This window comes from Fretibacter rubidus (assembly GCF_041429785.1).
In the GTDB taxonomy this organism is placed as follows: Bacteria; Pseudomonadota; Alphaproteobacteria; order Caulobacterales; family Maricaulaceae; genus Fretibacter; species Fretibacter rubidus.
In genome coordinates this window covers 3,349,509-3,367,091 of sequence record NZ_CP163423.1, presented here as the reverse complement: position 1 = coordinate 3,367,091, position 17,583 = coordinate 3,349,509, and the positions used below count along the sequence as shown (strand labels likewise).

Annotated in this window: 19 protein-coding genes and 1 tRNA gene; 8 read left to right on the top strand and 12 right to left on the bottom strand. The window is 49.9% G+C overall.

Annotation, left to right across the window (positions count from 1 at the left end; translation table 11 throughout):
• Nucleotides 1–5 precede the first annotated feature (5 nt).
• From AB6B37_RS15555 to AB6B37_RS15535, 5 genes are read right to left on the bottom strand one after another with little or no spacing between them, the layout of a single operon-like run.
• Nucleotides 6–1,871: an asparagine synthase-related protein gene (locus AB6B37_RS15555; RefSeq protein WP_371396767.1), complete on the bottom strand. Its 1,866-nt coding sequence runs from the start codon at nt 1,869–1,871 to the stop codon at nt 6–8.
• Nucleotides 1,871–2,320: a lasso peptide biosynthesis B2 protein gene (locus tag AB6B37_RS15550; protein ID WP_371396766.1), complete on the bottom strand. Its 450-nt coding sequence runs from the start codon at nt 2,318–2,320 to the stop codon at nt 1,871–1,873. The genes AB6B37_RS15555 and AB6B37_RS15550 overlap by 1 nt, the downstream gene beginning before the upstream one ends.
• Nucleotides 2,321–2,361: 41 nt before the next feature.
• On the bottom strand, nt 2,362–2,634 hold the full coding sequence (locus AB6B37_RS15545; protein ID WP_371396765.1) for a PqqD family protein: 273 nt from the start codon (nt 2,632–2,634) through the stop codon (nt 2,362–2,364).
• A gap of 11 nt (nt 2,635–2,645) precedes the next feature.
• Complete coding sequence (locus AB6B37_RS15540) at nt 2,646–3,599, bottom strand: hypothetical protein (protein WP_371396764.1); 954 nt, start codon at nt 3,597–3,599, stop codon at nt 2,646–2,648.
• 52 nt (nt 3,600–3,651) lie between these two features.
• Nucleotides 3,652–4,737, bottom strand: coding sequence for a nucleotidyltransferase family protein (locus AB6B37_RS15535; RefSeq protein ID WP_371396763.1), 1,086 nt, complete (start codon nt 4,735–4,737; stop codon nt 3,652–3,654).
• Nucleotides 4,738–5,158: 421 nt separating this feature from the next.
• On the opposite strand from AB6B37_RS15535, the gene AB6B37_RS15530 reads away from it, so the two are divergent.
• On the top strand, nt 5,159–5,761 hold the full coding sequence (locus AB6B37_RS15530) for a hypothetical protein (RefSeq protein WP_371396762.1): 603 nt from the start codon (nt 5,159–5,161) through the stop codon (nt 5,759–5,761).
• Nucleotides 5,762–5,852: 91 nt separating this feature from the next.
• Here AB6B37_RS15530 and AB6B37_RS15525 read toward each other — a convergent pair.
• Nucleotides 5,853–5,928, bottom strand: a tRNA-Ala gene (locus tag AB6B37_RS15525).
• Between the two features lie 153 nt (nt 5,929–6,081).
• Entirely contained in the window at nt 6,082–6,579 is a 498-nt protein-coding gene (locus tag AB6B37_RS15520) for a TIGR02300 family protein (RefSeq protein WP_371396761.1), read from the bottom strand.
• A 181-nt stretch (nt 6,580–6,760) separates the two neighbouring features.
• Between AB6B37_RS15520 and aroA the strand changes: the two genes are divergently transcribed.
• The 7 genes from aroA to AB6B37_RS15485 all read left to right on the top strand — a co-directional run bounded on the left by aroA (nt 6,761) and on the right by AB6B37_RS15485 (nt 13,219).
• A complete protein-coding gene (aroA, locus tag AB6B37_RS15515) occupies nt 6,761–8,089 on the top strand; it encodes a 3-phosphoshikimate 1-carboxyvinyltransferase (protein WP_371396760.1) in 1,329 nt (442 codons plus the stop codon).
• 2 nt (nt 8,090–8,091) lie between these two features.
• A complete protein-coding gene (gene cmk / locus AB6B37_RS15510; RefSeq protein ID WP_371396759.1) occupies nt 8,092–8,769 on the top strand; it encodes a (d)CMP kinase in 678 nt (225 codons plus the stop codon).
• 164 nt (nt 8,770–8,933) lie between these two features.
• Complete coding sequence (locus tag AB6B37_RS15505) at nt 8,934–9,275, top strand: hypothetical protein (protein ID WP_371396758.1); 342 nt, start codon at nt 8,934–8,936, stop codon at nt 9,273–9,275.
• A gap of 314 nt (nt 9,276–9,589) precedes the next feature.
• Complete coding sequence (gene rpsA, locus AB6B37_RS15500; RefSeq protein ID WP_371396757.1) at nt 9,590–11,278, top strand: 30S ribosomal protein S1; 1,689 nt, start codon at nt 9,590–9,592, stop codon at nt 11,276–11,278.
• A gap of 125 nt (nt 11,279–11,403) precedes the next feature.
• Nucleotides 11,404–11,691, top strand: coding sequence for an integration host factor subunit beta (locus AB6B37_RS15495; RefSeq protein WP_371396756.1), 288 nt, complete (start codon nt 11,404–11,406; stop codon nt 11,689–11,691).
• Between the two features lie 109 nt (nt 11,692–11,800).
• Complete coding sequence (gene mscL, locus AB6B37_RS15490; RefSeq protein ID WP_371396755.1) at nt 11,801–12,214, top strand: large-conductance mechanosensitive channel protein MscL; 414 nt, start codon at nt 11,801–11,803, stop codon at nt 12,212–12,214.
• Between the two features lie 93 nt (nt 12,215–12,307).
• Entirely contained in the window at nt 12,308–13,219 is a 912-nt protein-coding gene (locus tag AB6B37_RS15485) for a hypothetical protein (RefSeq protein ID WP_371396754.1), read from the top strand.
• A 271-nt stretch (nt 13,220–13,490) separates the two neighbouring features.
• On the opposite strand, the gene AB6B37_RS15480 is transcribed toward AB6B37_RS15485, so the two are convergent.
• The 5 genes from AB6B37_RS15480 to AB6B37_RS15460 form a co-directional block, all read right to left on the bottom strand.
• Nucleotides 13,491–13,760 carry a hypothetical protein gene (locus AB6B37_RS15480; RefSeq protein WP_371396753.1) on the bottom strand — a complete coding sequence of 90 codons (270 nt, stop codon included), beginning with the start codon at nt 13,758–13,760 and terminating at the stop codon, nt 13,491–13,493.
• A gap of 620 nt (nt 13,761–14,380) precedes the next feature.
• Nucleotides 14,381–15,124 carry an LPS export ABC transporter ATP-binding protein gene (lptB, locus tag AB6B37_RS15475; RefSeq protein ID WP_371398471.1) on the bottom strand — a complete coding sequence of 248 codons (744 nt, stop codon included), beginning with the start codon at nt 15,122–15,124 and terminating at the stop codon, nt 14,381–14,383.
• Nucleotides 15,125–15,180: 56 nt separating this feature from the next.
• Nucleotides 15,181–15,729 carry an LptA/OstA family protein gene (locus AB6B37_RS15470; protein WP_371396752.1) on the bottom strand — a complete coding sequence of 183 codons (549 nt, stop codon included), beginning with the start codon at nt 15,727–15,729 and terminating at the stop codon, nt 15,181–15,183.
• An 8-nt stretch (nt 15,730–15,737) separates the two neighbouring features.
• Entirely contained in the window at nt 15,738–16,979 is a 1,242-nt protein-coding gene (gene lptC / locus AB6B37_RS15465; RefSeq protein ID WP_371396751.1) for an LPS export ABC transporter periplasmic protein LptC, read from the bottom strand.
• A gap of 42 nt (nt 16,980–17,021) precedes the next feature.
• Nucleotides 17,022–17,408, bottom strand: coding sequence for a hypothetical protein (locus AB6B37_RS15460; RefSeq protein WP_371396750.1), 387 nt, complete (start codon nt 17,406–17,408; stop codon nt 17,022–17,024).
• Between the last annotated feature and the right edge of the window lie 175 nt (nt 17,409–17,583).

Here is a 17,583-nt window from a genome sequence, read left to right as displayed (position 1 = left end):
AAATATCAACTGGTGTTGTCTTCATTTAACCAAGCAGATAATTGTTTTAATTGAAAAAAGAAAATGTTGCGACGAACGGCATCCTTATCGGCATTATCGCTCACATTGCGCTGCGCCGTTTGCTGCTGCCTATAGGCCTTTTCATCAATGATTGTTCGCAATAATTCGGGCAATTCATAAAAAGCAGTGGGGTCATGCGTTTGGGCATTCATTCGCCCGCCCAAATATGCCCCCATAAATTTAGTAGGTTGCCACAAAATTCGGTCAGGCACACGACCCTGCAATGCACGGCGGTGTAAATATCGCCCCATATGACGGCGACGCTTTTCAATGGACGGTGTTGCAAAATATTGCTGAAGCAAGCGACGGTCATACATAGGATAGCGGTATTGCATACCGTAACTCGCTGCGAAAATTGCCTCACTTTCAAGCCGTCCAGACCGGGCCAAACGAAACCCTGGCGCATTGGCAGCGATCGTGTTCAATGTCCACTCAGACTGTCTTGGAAATGACGTGTCTTCGACGCGCTGCCTTAGCTTGCTATTTTCAAGGACGTCTTGGTGAATACAGCTAAGAGCAAATTTATTTTTGATAATAGCACGCAGCGAGATATGAGGATCAGACGAACCCGCTGTTACCGCTTTACCAAAGCGGGCAAGCCGCATGGGCAGCGAGCCCGACATTTCATTTAACGCGGCCACATAAGCTTTACGTAGTAGTAATTCTCTAGGAAGATATTTAGCATAGTTGGTCACGACTTCGTCGCCGCCGTAACCAGAGACCAAGGTCTTTATGCCGAACCTCTGACTCTGTTCAAAAAACGAAGGCTGGTAGAGCATCTGCCAATGCTCTGGCGGATGGCCAAGCGATGTTAGGGCACGATGAAAACTCTCATCAATTTGCAACATTTTCGGCGTCATTAGAGTATGGGTGTGCCGGACGCCGCAATGCGCCGCAGTAGACAATAACAACCCTGGTTCATCCTCTGTCGCGCAAAGACCAAAGGTATGAAAATCATCGCGGCTATGGGGTAATTTATCGACCAGCGTCGCGATGATAGAAGACGAATCGAGCCCCGCCGAGCTTTCCGCGCCAATGAGGTTAGCACTGCGAGACCGCACATAAACGGCCTTATCAAAAGCTTCTCGGTAGCGGTCCACCCATATGTTGTCGCGTTTCACACTATGGGGCGCTGTTAAATCGAATGTGAAATATTCGCGTGGGCCTTGGGCAGTGTTGATGTCGACAAACATATCATGGGAAGGCGGTAATTTTTCCACCCCCTCATAGGCAGATTGCCTATGGGCAAAATTCAAATTGGCCAGAAATAACGCCGTCCATTCAACATTGGGGATCAACGTCAATCCTTTAACAGCGCGAATAGCGGCCACCGATGTGGCCACAATTAAATGACGGTCTGTTAGCTGATAGAAGAACGGTTTTGCGCCCATTGTATCCCGCGCGCAAAAGGTCGCATGGGTTTTTGGGTCATAGATGATGAAACTAAAATCACCCTCTAATTCATTCGTGCAGTCACGCCCCCATTGCCGATAGGCGGCCAGAACAATATGCGGGTCGGTCAGCGTGGGCCGTTCCGTTAACCCCAGTGCCGCACAGAGCTTTGCGCGATTATCCAACCGTATCCAGCTTGCAATAACACAGCCTGTATCTTCGCAAACCTCTGGCGCGTTCTCATAAATAGATTCGGGCGTGTTATGATGTGTGGCTTGGGCGATAATCGCGCGGTCGTCCTGCCAAATACCACTCACGTCGGCTTTGGTAAACGGTGTTAAGCTTTCAATGAACGTTTCGCCCGTGACGTATTGTTTCGGATTTTCACGCGAGCCGCGCATGATGATAGCAGCAAACATTATGTGCGACTTGGTTTTATGGACGGCGCAAATATAAACGTCGAGACGGGGGTCATACCAATAGACTGTTTCAATCCAGTTATTCCAATATCACCCGCCACAACCCATGCATGTGCGTCTAAATCAACCGCGTCTTTGTTCGATTTTTTAACACCGAAATAAGTTGTAAAAGGCAGGCGCAAAATACGTAAATAAACAGCCGCGACGATGGCCTGAGCCAAACAATTAGATGACCACGGTGTATTTTTAGCAACGGTTCTTATGACCCGTCCTCTGTCTGCTAATTGCGCTGTGGCGTCTATAGACGGCTGCACTGCGCGGCTACCCAATTTATGCCCAAAGATAAATCCGTATCGCCGAAACGGTACAATCAAGACCATCAATCGTGCCGCGCCTAGGGCAAGAAATATAACGGGCATCATGAGTTTTTCACGCCATGTAAAATGCATGAAAAACGCCCGAATTTTACGCGGCAATACCACCTGACTACTCACCCCCCAAACTGCACGAGCTTATTATCAATCATCGTTTGGATAAAATCCAATACATCTTTCTCAAGGGTGGATACATCGGGCGCTTCGAAATTATCTTTGACCTGCCCCATAATGTCGTCTCGCGATTGCGGCGTTTCCAGCAGCGTCCAGATATAGGCCCCAACGGCATTAAGACCAAAATAATTGCCTTGCTCTATATCCATCATAACAAGTTCATCATCAATGGCCGACGCCATAAGGTTGGAATTTCGTATTAGCTTTTGTGTCATAATATTGCGCCCTATAATTTTGCGGCCCCAAGGCCCGCGATATCGCTTTCGTCATAAAGATTTATAAGTCTATCCAATAGACGGTCTATCGCAAAGCCGTCTTTGGGCCGTTTAACCTTATACATCGATAAGCCTGCGATAAAGTGTTCAGCTTTTTTGAAATGGTCTGCTGCGCTATTCATCGCCAACAAATATTCGTAACGGTAGCTATTACGTTTCAACAGCATGAATTTTTCAACACCCATGACAGGCTCGACAATAATATCAGCGCCCTCATGCGTGTCGAGTTCAACCAGTGTTTTGACCTTAAGCCCGCCCGTTGCATAAGCCTCGCCTAAGGGTAAATTATACTTTGCCATGCCTGGCATGATGTGCCGCAGACCATCAGTCGATACGGACAGATGCGCGGCCGCGTCCTCCCACAATTTTATGCGCGGCATACCAGGAATAACAATACCAGCCGTGGTTATGGGGCAAACATCATCGGCGATGATCTTATAACCCCGCTGCATCATGGCCGCAGCGGTTGTGGATTTTCCAATACCCGACGGCCCCACGCATATCAGACCACCACCATCTGTCATTTTCACGGCGTTACCGTGCAGAACAAGGTAGCCCCGTTGTTGCAAGAGCGCGCCAAAACCAGAGCCAAGGATATAAAGTCGGAGCGTGGCTTCATCCACGCCTGGTGCAGCTTGGTAATAAATATGCGCGCCACCTACAATAGACAGCGTTAGCTTATCTGGGATGTTAAGACGGATTTCAACGTCAGTAGCCTGGCAATAAGGATTTATGATACGGCCATTTTCAAGCGCGCCTAAATTGGGCACAGCGGAAATCGTAATATATTCAGCAGAGCCAAGACGACCTTGGTTTAGTTCAGGCAAAGCGATATCGCTGCGCACAGAAAGGCCGTACATATGGCTGTGATAATTTAAATGTTGCAAAACGTGCCCACGTTCCATTTTAATCTTTTCGCAAATTTATTCAAGCTTACTCTTATACATACACAAAGCCCTATCGCCGGGTCAGCACGCCAACCGCCTTGCGAAACAAAGTCGTACTATACCCCATAGTCGCTTGCTCAAAAATGACACGCTCAGGAATAGGGAAATACGGCATAGGCGGCGCGGTCATAATATCGCCGTCTTGAGCGCCGCATAGACCGCGCGCAAACCTGTCGCGCAGGATGTCTGTTTGCTCCGTGATTTCATGTTCGGCAATCAGACCCTTCCAATCATTATCCAAAGTGTCAGGGAAATAATCTTCCGTGAATTGCAGCGCCGCAATCAGCGCTTGCATACAATGAAACTCTTTAGCCAGCGCAAAAACCTCTGTCTTTTGCGGGGCGGGCAAACGCCGCAAAAGCGATGACAAATCGACCACCCATTTCAGCCGCCGAAAATAAGCCAGCACAGCATGCAATATAAGATAAAGCACATAAGGACTATGGGTGATTGGCGGTGCATCCGCCGTTCCGTCAAAGCGTATCACGCGGGCGGTCAATCCAGCTGGCTCAAGATGGATGAGGCGTTCATGCAATTCAATGAATTGACCAAATTTTGGGTCAATAAACGGCATATCTTTATTCGCCCAGAGCCGCCAACGGTCGCGTTTGGGGCGCAGGGTTTTAGAGCCACGGGTAAATTGGTAGCCCGCCTGGCTCAGCACGGTTAAGGCATCTGCTATATGTTCCGTCGGCACCACAGCATCCACATCTTTGGCTAACCTCAGATGGGGATCATCATAAAGCTGCGCGCCAAGCTGTCCGCCCTTTACAAAAAAACACGGTATGGCCTGTTCTGACAACACGCTGTGGAGGTTCTTCACCACCGCCTTTTGCTTTAATTGCAGATAGATATTGTGTTGATAAACCTCGGCAAGGATTTGCTGCGCGGCAGGGCTTATGTCCGCCTGTGGGTCTAGCTGTGCTGCCCGAAAAAGTAACTGTCCGACCCGATGACGACGGCATGCAAATTCAGCCATATCCAAGTCAATCGCGGGGGTCGGCTCGTGAATAGGCAGCGACAACGGATAGCGTAGAAGCGCCGTCAACGCCCTAATTTTTCTATCTACTTCTGTGTGATCAGACGCGCGCCCCACGCATGACTCCTATGCCGACTAACCATAGTCGTTACAGGTGAAGACACGCGCTGTCACCACTGTTGTTACAATTGGCGGGCAATCGTTAGGTAAATTAAAAAATGGTGAGCCTAGGGGAATCGAACCATACTGTGTAAGCGACCGTGAACGTCTAAAGCATAGATAAACATCAATAGGATAGAAATTGCACCATTCTACAATATACCCTAGCGTTTGCCCCCTTCAGACTTTAAAAGTATTAATGAAGGTATTAACGGATAAAGCAAAGCGGATGACTAAAACTCGCGAGAAAATGACTGTAACAGCAGTGAAAAACGTAAGGAAAGCAGCGCGCTACAGCGATGGCAGCTAAAATAGCTTCATTTCGGCAAAGCAGGCAATTAATCATGGGTGTTTGTTTAGAAGCGTAATAAGGTGAAACATGAGTTTGAACTCTGGCACAGATTTGAGTTACATAGAGCGTCGTGTAGTTAAGGCTTTTTACAATTACTCCGAGGGCGATTACGAAAGCTGCGCGCTCCAACTTTTTCCCGCTTTAGACAACACAGCAAAGCGACGGTTCGGTGGAGGGGTAGGAAAGCGCATCAAATCATTCCTGAGTGAAAGTTCGCCAATGATTACCTTCATTGCGACGTCAAACATTATGACGTTAAAAATTGGTGTTAAACCAATGTTAGATATACTCTACGATCAGGTCAGAACAAGTATTGTTCATGAGGGTCGCGTAGATGCTAATTTTACTTGGACAACAGATGGATCCATGCGTTTGTCCGAAGACGGCGCTAATGCCATGCCGCACGATTTTTTGTTCGGAATGTTGATATCTGTTTTGACAGCTCCTGAGAATGCAAGCCTACGAAGCTTAAATAAGTCAGAGTATCTGACTTTTACACACATCCCCCGACAACCTCTGCCTCGGCGTAAGTTTTGGCTATCTCATCTATGGGGCGCAGAGGATTATCTGTATGCTGAAATTTCTCTTGCTATGAACAAAGTCGTCCATCGGGCCGCCTTAGGCAGTTAATTTTTTCATCACGGTTATGAATGAAGGTATGAGTGCAAACGATTAGCCCCAATTTCTGTCATACAAAACAATGATGTAATTTAAATAAAATTGGTGGAGCCTAGGGGAGTCGAACCCCTGACCTCTTGCATGCCATGCAAGCGCTCTACCAGCTGAGCTAAGGCCCCCCGAGCATTTGCTATGCAAATGCGGGAAAGATAGTGGGCTCGCGAAACGTCGTTTCGCGGGACACTATCGCCAGCAGTACCACGACGGCCTACTGATTATGTTTTGCGCTGCGCTCTTAAAACGCAAGCACGAGTGTTGCAATAAAAATCGACTTAGATTTCTATTTCTTCAACGTCATCGTCTTCGGCGTCATCCGCGTCCGGCGGTGGCAATTCATTGTCATCGTCATCATCAACAAGGGCAGCGTCTTCGTCGTCATCTTCGGTCTCAGAGAAACCGTCCATATCGCGACGCTCGTCATCGTCATCATCAGACCCACCGCCAATAATGGCGGCGTCGTCGCCGTCAAGTTCTAGCTCTTTAGCCTCTTCTTCGGCCTCATCAATATCGTCTTCGTCTTCATCGGCGTCTTTGGCTTTTTTCTTCACGCCGTCTTCGTCCTCATCATCCTCGTCGTCATCTGACTCCGCGTCATAATCTTTTAGCTCTTCATCCGCCTTCATGGCCGCCAATGACGCACCTGCCAAAAGCTCGGCAGGATCAAAGCTGTGCGAACACATCGGGCATGTGGCCGGATTTTTCGTCAGGTCATAAAATTTCGCGCTACATTCGGGGCAGGTACGTTTTGTGCCGAGATCAACTTTTGCCATGATACAGACCTTCATATTATCATCGTGTGCCGATAATAAAGACAGACTAAATGACTGCCTCAAAAGACGGGGAGCAAACGCTTGCACTTCATCGTGGTTGCGCTAAAACCTGTCCTCTTAAATCGGATGTGTCCGCGTCTTAGCGGCTCTATTATCCAAGTCAACTGGAAATGACCCTGCAATGACATCTACGGCTGCTGTTTCACAAAAATCAACGACCCCACTGCGCGGTACAGTGCGCGCACCGGGGGATAAATCGGTCTCCCACCGTGCTATGATTTTTGGGGCTATGGCCACGGGCACGACCACAGTCGCGGGCTTGCTAGAGGGTGCCGACATTATGTCCACAGCCGACGCCATGCGGGCCTTTGGCGCAGATATTACGAAGGACAAAGACGGTGTTTGGCATGTCGTGGGATGTAAAGACGGATTTCAAAGCCCCAAACACGCTGTGGATTGCGGCAATGCCGGCACAGGTGTGCGCCTTATTATGGGCGCAGCAGCAGGTTATAAGGTGAGCGCAACATTCACAGGTGACGCGTCCTTAACATCGCGCCCCATGGGCCGTGTCCTTGATCCCTTGCGCGAAATGGGCGCAGCATTTGACGTAGCCCCAGGCGACCGTTTACCTGTCACCTTGAAAGCTGGCGCGGCCCTGACCGCCATTGATTACACCCCGCCCCATGCCAGCGCGCAGGTCAAATCCTGTATTTTGCTGGCCGGGTTAAACGCGGCGGGCACGACCGCGATAACAGAACCCACCCTGACCCGTGACCATACGGAAAATATGCTCAAAGCTTTTGGCGTGAAACTCACCGCGGCCAAGCGCGGCGACGGGCAAGTCGTGCGCATGGACGGCGGACAGACCCTAAAAGCCACCCACGTTATCGTGCCGGGCGACCCCAGCTCTGCCGCTTTTTTAATCGTTGCGGCACTGATTACCCCCGGCTCTGATATTATCATCGAAAACGTCATGATGAACCCGACGCGCACGGGATTGTTCGAGACACTGACCGAGATGGGCGGCTACCTCCGCTCTGATAATTTTAGGACCTCTGGCGGAGAAATTATCGCTGATATCCATGTTAAACATTCGCCCCTACACGGCGTTACTGTGCCGCCGCACCGCGCGCCTGCCATGATTGACGAATATCCCATTTTGGCCGTGGCTGCCGCCTTTGCCAAAGGCCGCACTGTGATGGACGGCATTGGGGAACTTCGGGTGAAAGAAAGTGACCGCATCGCCGCAACAGAGGCGTTGTTATCCAGTAACGGCGTTAATATCACCAGCCATGAAAGCGGCATGACGGTCATCGGCGGGGACACGCCGCGCGGCGGGGCGGTGGTCAAAACCCACCATGATCACCGCATCGCGATGAGCGCGCTTATCTTGGGACTGGGCTGCGATGCCCCTGTGCGTATTGATGACGCCTCTATGATTGCAACCAGCTTCCCGAGCTTTTTTGACATAATGACGCGCTTGGGCGCCGTCATAGAGACGTCCGCCTAGCCGTGACAATAGCTGATCTTACATCGCCTCTGGTTATATCCATTGACGGCACCTTTGCGAGCGGCAAAGGTACGCTGGGCAAACAGCTCGCCGCCCATTACGGGCTGGCCTATTTGGACACAGGCAAGCTTTACCGCGCGGTCGCGAAAGCTGTGCTGGACGCAGGCGGCGATCCTGATGACGCGGATGATTCTGAGGCCGCCGTCAAACATATTGATACAAACGCTTTATCGGATCCCATTTTAAAGTCTGGCCCCATCGGCGCGGCCGCGTCCAAAGTGGCCGTGCACCCTGGCGTGCGTGCGGCCCTGTTTGATTTTCAACGCGACTTTGCCGCCAATCCGCCAAATGGGGCCAAGGGTGCGGTGCTGGACGGGCGCGATATTGGCACTGTGATTTGTCCAGATGCCACGGTAAAGTTCTATATTGACGCCACCGCCGATGAACGCGCGCGCCGCCGTCACGCAGAATTGACGGGCTACGGCGAGGACATCACGCTTGAGACTGTGTCCGCCCAACTGGCGGAACGTGATGCCCGCGACTCAGGTCGAGAGACAGCCCCGTTAAAGCCTGCGCCCGACGCGCATTTGATCGACACAACAGGACTATCGATTGCGGAGGTGTTGGGCCGCGCCGCGAGGCTTGTGGATGCTGTTTTGGCAAAAAACGCCCAAAAATAACGCAAAACACGCATTTAGGGTCCAAAAATTGGTATTTTACCCCAAAATGTCATGATACTGCCTTAATGAAGGATAGACTCTCGTTACAGCTAGGGTTAATAGCCTCGAGTTGTAATATTTACATCCTGCCATTGAATGATGGTAGAAACTTAACGGAGCGCATTATGTCGACCCTAACACGTTTTGGAACAGCCGTTGTCATCACAACAGCCATGTCCGCATTTGCCACTGGCGCGTTCGCGTCAGAGCAGACTGTTGCAACCGTAACAGAAACACAAACTACAGAAGCTGTTGTCGCTGCACCTGCAACGACTGAAGCTGTCGCAACATCAACAGACGCCATCACTGTCTTTCAACCACAAGCGAAAACTGCAGTTTTGGCCTCTGGCGAGAAAACAGCCCTAGGCGTCTCTGAAGAGGTCCTTGTTGGTCTTGTTCTTGCGGCTCAGCTTGCTGCTGTAATCGTTGTCGCATCTGATGATGACGATGACAGTGCCAGCAACTAGGCTTTAAAGCTTTAAAAACGGGCCTCCGCCTGTTTTAGACTTAAAAAAACCCCGTCTGTTCTCAGGCGGGGTTTTTCTTTGTCTGAACAGGTCCAGCGCCTATACCTGCCGCTTGCGCACCCCTGTTATCTGCCGCTTGCGCACCCCTGTTATCTGCCGCTTGCGCGGGGGAGACGATTAGACTATACGCGCGACGTCCGTGCCGCCTTGGTTTCATACTCCGGCGGCGCGGCACATATATAGGCCCCGATTGGCGGGGCCAGACCGCGGGACACAACCCGTCGGCCCGAAACATATATATTGGAGTTATCCCTATGGCTGAGAATAGCCTTACCCCGACTATGGACGATTTTGCGTCTATGCTCGAAGCATCCCTTGAAACCAATGCTATGTCAGAAGGATCCGTTGTCACGGGTCGTGTCACTGGTATTGAAAAAGACATGGTCATTGTCGACGTTGGTCTTAAGACCGAAGGTCGCATCCCCATGCGTGAATTTTACATCCCGGGCAGCAAAGAAGCTGTCAAAGTCGGCGATGATGTTGACGTCTATATTGAGCGCATTGAAAACGCCCTTGGCGACGCTGTCTTCTCCCGCGAAAAAGCGCGCCGCGAAGAAAGCTGGATCAAAATCGCGAAAGTCTTTGAAAAAGAAGAACCTGTTCCCGGTGCGATTGTTGGCCGTGTTAAAGGCGGCTTTACTGTTGACCTTGGCTCTATCAACGCATTTTTGCCGGGCTCCCAAGTGGACATCCGCCCTGTGCGCGACATCGCGCCATTGATGAACCAAGAACAGCCGTTCATGATTTTGAAAATGGACCGTGCGCGCGGTAACATCGTTGTCTCTCGCCGCGCTATCCTAGAAGAAAGCCGTGCCGAGCAACGTGCAGAGCTTGTCGGTCAATTGGCCGAAGGTGAGACACGCGAAGGTATTGTCAAAAATATCACAGATTACGGCGCATTCGTCGATCTGGGCGGCATTGACGGTCTACTCCACGTCACAGATATGACATGGCGCCGTATTAACCACCCAAGCCAAGTCTTGACTGTGGGTGATACTGTCCAAGTTAAGATCATTCGCATTAATCCAGAAACGCAGCGCATCAGCCTTGGCATGAAGCAATTGCAAGAGGATCCATGGGAAGCCGCATCAGCGAAATATGTTGTTGGCACACGTCACACAGGCACAGTCACAAATATCGCAGATTACGGTGCATTTATTGAACTGGAAGAAGGCGTTGAAGGTCTTGTCCACGTATCAGAAATGTCTTGGACAAAGAAAAACGTCCACCCTGGTAAAATCGTCTCAACAAGCCAAGAGGTTGAAGTTGAAGTTCTTGAAGTTGACCAAGAAAAACGCCGTATCTCGCTGGGTATCAAGCAGACACAAGGCAATCCATGGGATGACTTCACAGACCGCTACCCTGTTGGCACTGTCATTAAGGGCGAAGTTCGCTCTGTCACAGAGTTCGGCCTGTTCATCGGTCTGGACGGCGACATTGACGGCATGGCTCACCTATCTGATCTCTCTTGGGACAAGTCAGGCGAAGAGGCTTTGAAAGACTACCGCAAAGGTGACGAAGTCGAAGCTAAAATCCTCGAAGTTGATATTGAGAAAGAGCGTATCTCGCTCGGCATCAAGCAACTGATCAAGGACACAACACCCACAGGTGCCAATCGCGGCGCGACTGTGACCTGTACTGTGACTGAAGTGAACACGGGCGGTATTGCCGTGACATTTGGTGATGACGACGCCGAAGCGAATGCGTTTATCCGCAAGGGTGATCTGTCGCGTGAGCGTTCAGAGCAGCGCCCAGAGCGTTACGCTGTCGGTGACAAGCTTGACGCCATGGTCATTCGTTTTGACAAGCAAAAGCGCGAATACACATTATCTGTGAAAGCGCTTGAGATTGCCGAAGAGAAGCAAGCCGTTGAGCAATATGGTTCTGCTGATTCTGGCGCGTCACTCGGGGATATCCTCGGCGCGGCGATGAAGAAGAACTAGGCGCTCCTCATTTAAGCAAAAATTAGCCCGCCTCAGCCTTGCTGAGGCGGGTATTTTTATGACAATTTAGCTGTGATTTGCGAATCTAGTTGACGACCCCACGTAGCAAAGTGCTAAAAGGATACATGCTCCGCTCTGAACTCATCGATAAAATGCACAAGGACAATGAACACCTCACCCGTCGTGATGTGGAACGTGTTGTTGCCGTCATTTTAGAAAGTGTTATTCAGACATTGGAAAATGGGGCCCGTGTCGAACTGCGTGGTTTTGGAGCCTTTTCAACCCGTCACCGCGCTGCCCGCGCAGGACGCAACCCACGTACAGGCGGACAAGTGTTTGTCTCTGAAAAACATGTGCCGTTTTTCCGCGCTGGCAAAGAGCTAAAACAACGCATCGACGATAGCGCCAAATAGGCGTTTTCTACTAATACGGTCTCAACTCCTTCCAATATTGACCTAAGACCCTTAAACATGCGACAAAGCGCCTGCGCGAATCACGCGTGACGTTTATGGGGGAAAAATCATGGGAATGATTTCCGAATTTAAAGAATTTGCCATGAAGGGCAATTTGGTCGACATGGCCGTTGGCTTTGTCATGGGCTCTGCCTTTGGCACTGTTGTAAAATCATTTATCGACGGCGTGTTTATGCCGCTGATCAGCCCGATTATGGGCGGCATTGATTTGGCCAGCTTGAAATACACAATGTCTCCAGCGGTTATGGACGGCGACACAGTCGTTGAGCCTGCTGTTATCGTCAATGTTGGTGATTTCCTAACGGCGCTTATCAGCTTTATTATCGTCGCATTTGTGATGTTCATGATCATCAAAGGCATGAACAAAACGAAAAAAGCCGAAGAGGCCGCACCCGCAGCCCCGCCCGCCAATGAAGTGCTGCTCGCTGAAATCCGCGACTTAATGGCCAAGCAAGTTAAGTAGACCCGCTGCTTTCGTTATAATAAAGACCGCGTCCTGTTAAGTCAGGGCGCGGTTTTTTATTTTGGGGGTATTTTTATCCATATAAATAAAAATATGAAATTTATCGACCAAACATCACAAAATTTAAAAGACATCATTACTAAAGAACTTGGCGCAAAGCCGAAATCCAATACTGTAAGCATGTCTTTAATTGATTTAATTGCACAGAAAAACAAGGTAATTCCTGCGCGACAGTTCAAGATTGAAAAATCAAAAGCCTTTGAAAGGTCTCAATACAAATTGGAATATCAAGATGGATTGAGAGCGATAGAGCGTAACTTAAGAAACGGTATCTCAAACGGGCCTCATCAGTCTCGTGGCACAAAAACTGATAGAATGGACATGATGTTAAACGATTGGGGGTTTTATCATCTACATTTAACGGACAAGATAGAGAATGATGGATTTGTTAAAAGAACAGGTCCGATATTATTTTGCTGCTTTAGTAAAGACACATGCTATTTCATTGATATTATTCCTCATGGACGTGGACACCATCTAGTCTGGATTAACATCGAACTTATCAAAGCACTTAAAGAGAGTTGGCCACATATAGTCGAACCCCTTCGTTTTAAAAACGTCATTGGTCTAGCTAAATCTTATTCTCTTACTGAAAAACTTGACCTAAGAAAAAATGGTATAAACTCCCCAATTGAAATTGATGGCGAAATATTCATGGCCCCTGGCATGGGAGTGTCTACTGCAAAAACGGCCATACGTTATACACACCGTGCATCCGGTATTATTAGGCAGCTAAAAGAAATTGTGAAAACATGTAATGCACAAGGCGATTTTGTCTTAGATAACGGCATACATCTTTCAGATACTCTGCCTAGAAAGGACCGTTACAGTGGTAGACCCGCGATATTGAAACTTCGCTTAGAAGACACAGTTTTAATACTATATGAAGAACGTAGTGGACAAATGTTGGCATGTACCGACTTGTTTTGCAGTATCGTCCCCTAACGCCCTTTGCACAGACCGCTCGCCTCAGCGCGTCTCTTTACTGCATTCAAAACCCTACTGCCTTAGCTGCGCTCAAGCGGGTTTTTTTGTTGGATCAGCATAAACGCACTGCACGGTCTAGAAATATTACGGTATGGATTCCAGGCGCTTTTCAAGCGTGGCAGAATGACAAAGGCGGGTTGACGTGCCGCACCAAAGAAACGGATTATTTTCTAAATTTTAAAATTATTCGAAATGATACAGTCTAGCTTAAAACTATAGTCACCCATCGCTATGGTGATGGGTCGTTTTGCGCCGCCTTTTTCTCTTTTTTCGCCTCACTTCGCGCCAATCCCATGACGGCGTGGCCCATGGCGGCATTGCCAAATGTAATCGCAAAGCCGACCATCAACAGGAATGTCGCAAGGATTTTATCATTGCTGGTAAAGACGATGTCACCCATGCCCATAACATTAAAATAAAGCCCTAGCGCCAGCAGCGCCCAGCCAAAAACGACGCCCTTTATACAATTTCGGATCAGAAGCTTATGCACCCGTCCCATGATAATCCCCTGTGTTTTGCAGCAGATTAGCGCGGGAATGACGTCCTGTCGAGCGGGGCACTTTGCAAGCGCGGCGGAATGACAGGGATGAGAGAATCAGAAGCGCTATAAAACCGTGTCATTCCGACGTCACCAAAGGTGACCCGGAAACCATGTCGTGAAGGTACGGCAAAGTGATTTTTGGAACTGGCGCACCAATGGTTCGCCGTGTGAACTCCACCGCCTCCGCTTCATTCAAGCTAAGGCATTAAAGCGAAAGAGAACGCCATGGATTCCGGGCGCTTTGCAAGCGCGTCGGAATGACAGTTGTGAGGGGTTCAGAAGCGTTATGAAGCCGTGTCATTCCGACGTCGCCGAAGGTGACCCGGAAACCATGTCGTGAGGGTGCGGCAAAGTGATTTTTGAAACTGGCGCGCCGATGGTTCGTCCCGTAACGGCCAGTGCACAGACCGCAATCTGCGCACATCACTTTTCCGCGTCAATAAACCCTACCGCCTTCGCTGTGCTCAAAGGATTATCGTCCCCTAACGACGAATACACAGACCGCAATCTGCGCACGTCACTTTTCCGCGTCAATAAACCCTACCGCCTTCGTTGCGCTCTAGCGGGTTTATTGACGATTAGGCATATTTCTCGCCGAGATAGACCCGTCTTACATCTTTATTCGCGCGGATTTCGTCAGGTGTGCCTTCAAACAGGGCTTCGCCTTGGAACAGAATGCTTGCGCGGTCGACGATATCGAGCGTTTCGCGCACGCGGTGATCCGTGATTAGAATACCGATGCCGCGTTTTTTAAGGTAGCGCACAAGTTCGGAAATATCGGCAATGGCGATGGGGTCAATACCCGTGAACGGCTCGTCGAGCAGGATAAAACTGGGGCGCGACGCAAGCGCGCGCGCAATCTCGACACGGCGACGTTCACCGCCGGACAGCGCCAAGGCAGGACTATTTTTAATATGACCGATGTTAAGCTCGTCCAGCAGCGCATCGACATTATCATTCCATTTGCTACGGTCTTTCTCCGTTAATTGCACAATGGCTTTGATATTTTCCTCAACCGTTAGCCCGCGAAAAATAGATTGCTCTTGTGGCAAATACCCAACACCGAGGCGCGCGCGTTGATACATGGGCAGAGCCGTAATATCTTGACCGTCCAGCGTAATCATGCCGCGGTCAGCCTCTATTAGGCCCATAATCATGTAAAAACTGGTAGTTTTACCCGCACCGTTCGGACCCATAAGGGCCACGACTTCGCCGCGTTGCACGGTCAGTGTGATATCTTTGACCACCACACGGCCGCGATATGATTTACCGATATTATTCGCCGCCAACCCTGTGGCAGGGGCAACGAAGTCGCTCGCCATGCTGGCGGTGCTACTGGCGGTGGTGGCAGCGGTTTTGCCAAAGGCTTTGATATTCATTAGTTCGGTGCGCTTTGCTGGCTATCATTATTTTTAATCAGGATATTCACACGCCCCTTGTCACCGCAACGCCGACCCTTGCAATTACCTGTCACCGTCGCTTGGTTGGTCGACAGATTATAAACAAGGCGGTCACCCGTCACGACATTGTCCTCCCCTTGTAGCAAAATGACGTCACCTGTGACCGTAAAGCTGTCTTTCGCGCGCTCATAAATACCTTGCGCGCCTGTGACTTCTTGGTCAGGCGTAATGTAGAAAAAATTGCCGACGGCTTCAATACGGTTCACATCTTCAAAGGCTTCATTGGCAGACACAACGCGGTTTCTATCGCCTGAAAACACGGTCATTTCATCTGAGAGGATACGCACATTGTCTTGGCGAATATCCACTTGGCCCGAGAAGATAATCTTGCCCGGCGAATATTCCGCGCGGTCAGATGAGCCGGTAATCGGCGCAGAAGAGTTAGCGGCAAATTGAGCCTGGGCGGATAACGGGAAAAGCAGAGAGGCCGCGACCGCAGTGAATGCTGTTAAATATCGTATCATCATCAAACCTATTATTGTCCTGTACCAAAGGTGACACGCCCGCAGTCATCACCCGTGCAGTCTTGGCCAAATTCAGCCTTTTTTGTTGCCAAATTATACACCAAGCGGTTGCCTGTCACAGTTGTGTCTGTGCGTGAGCTTCCTTTTTGGACTAATTTCACATTGCCTGTTACCGTGATAATGTCTTTTTCACGTTCGTAAACCCCGCGGTCACCACTGACACGGCGATCTGGTGTGATATAGACAAAATCCCCGCGTGCATCGATGGTTGTAATCTCGCCGAGCTTTAGGCTGTCCCCGACATTTTTATCGGCCTTGGCGCGTTCAATTATCATCGTCTCTGACGTAATTTCTGTGCCGTCTTGCAGCACGGTAACGCCGCCGATTAAAGTTGTCAGCGCGTCCTCATAACGGGCTTCCTCGGCGGTAATATCAATCGGGCTATTGCCAGCAAAACCGAGGCTGGCCGAATTACCAGCGCCGTCCGATGCACTAGAGCCCGCAAGCGCCGCGTCACGCTCAATTACCGCGCTCATGCCGCCTTTAAACACAAAACGCTTATAATTATCCGTAATCGCATATTCATTGCCGTTCACCGTGCCAAAATTGCCTTGGCACGCGATCGGCGCATTGCCGTCAATGGCTTTATCACGGGCCAGAATACGGGCTTGTGATGTTTGGCAGGCATAGCCGTCATCGGTGTTTAAATCCACGTCACCCGATAAATCGAGGACTTTATCGATATCATTATACACACCTGTTTTAGCAACGACTTTAGACACTGCGGCGCCAGCGGCTCTGTAAAATTCCAACACAGGGGCGGCGAGTTTAACGGCATTGGTCTTTTCCGCCTCGCGCACAGCTTCGGATGCCGTCAAGTAATACGGCAGATTATCCGATGTGCGGCCTGAATAACGCGGATTAATCATCCGCACGCTATCCTCTGGATTATCCGGCAAATCAAACCCGGTTGGCTGGCTGGCGAATTGCCATATGACTAGGGCCGACAGCACTACCGCACCACCGATTAAAACGCGGCGCATGAGCTTGATCCGCGCGCTATGGCGGCGGGCCATTTCCAAGGTCAATGTGCGCTTGGGTTCCCACAATCCCAGTGCTTCGCTGACACTATGGTCGCCTGTTGGTTCTGTCGCGGATGTGTTCATGACAACGCTATAGGGCAAAGCGTCGCTAAACTGAATAGCCAAATTCAGGAGATGGGCGGAAAGTAAGGTTTCACGACCTGTCTTCAAAGCCCCCTAATAGGGCGTCTGATAGGGCGTCAGTTAGGGCGTTTAATAGGGCGGTGTTTGCCCCCAATAGGCGGCCGCTAATTGAATGATTGATTTTTCCTCTATATGAAACTCACGATCTGAAACCGATACTGCCTCCATAGAGCGCAGAAGCGCGCCGTGATTTGGAAAATCGAGCAGGCCTTGGATGGTGCGCACAATGAAAAACTCGGCGTTCTCTTGCTGAACACGCGCTTTTATTTCGTCGCGCTGGGCGACAAACCAGTCAAAGGCGAGCTTTGGCGTGACCAGTGCATCGCTACCCACTTCGGATTTTAGGATGTCGACTTGGGCGACAAAGCTATCGACCTCTTCTTTGTACACGCGGTCATCAGCCACCACGATAATCGCCAAAAGCGTAAAAATATCAGTCCATTGTTCTGGTTTCATTGTGCCCTCTCAAACCGCTTGGCTATGGATTTTTCTATGAACGCGCGATGAACCTGCCGTCCAGCGGCGTTAACCTTTTGCGCCCGTTTATGCATCAGCCGTAATTTTTGAGACGGCAAAGCACCTTATTAAGCCGCGCAAAATCCCGTTAAAGAATTGCGAAAGCTATGATTAT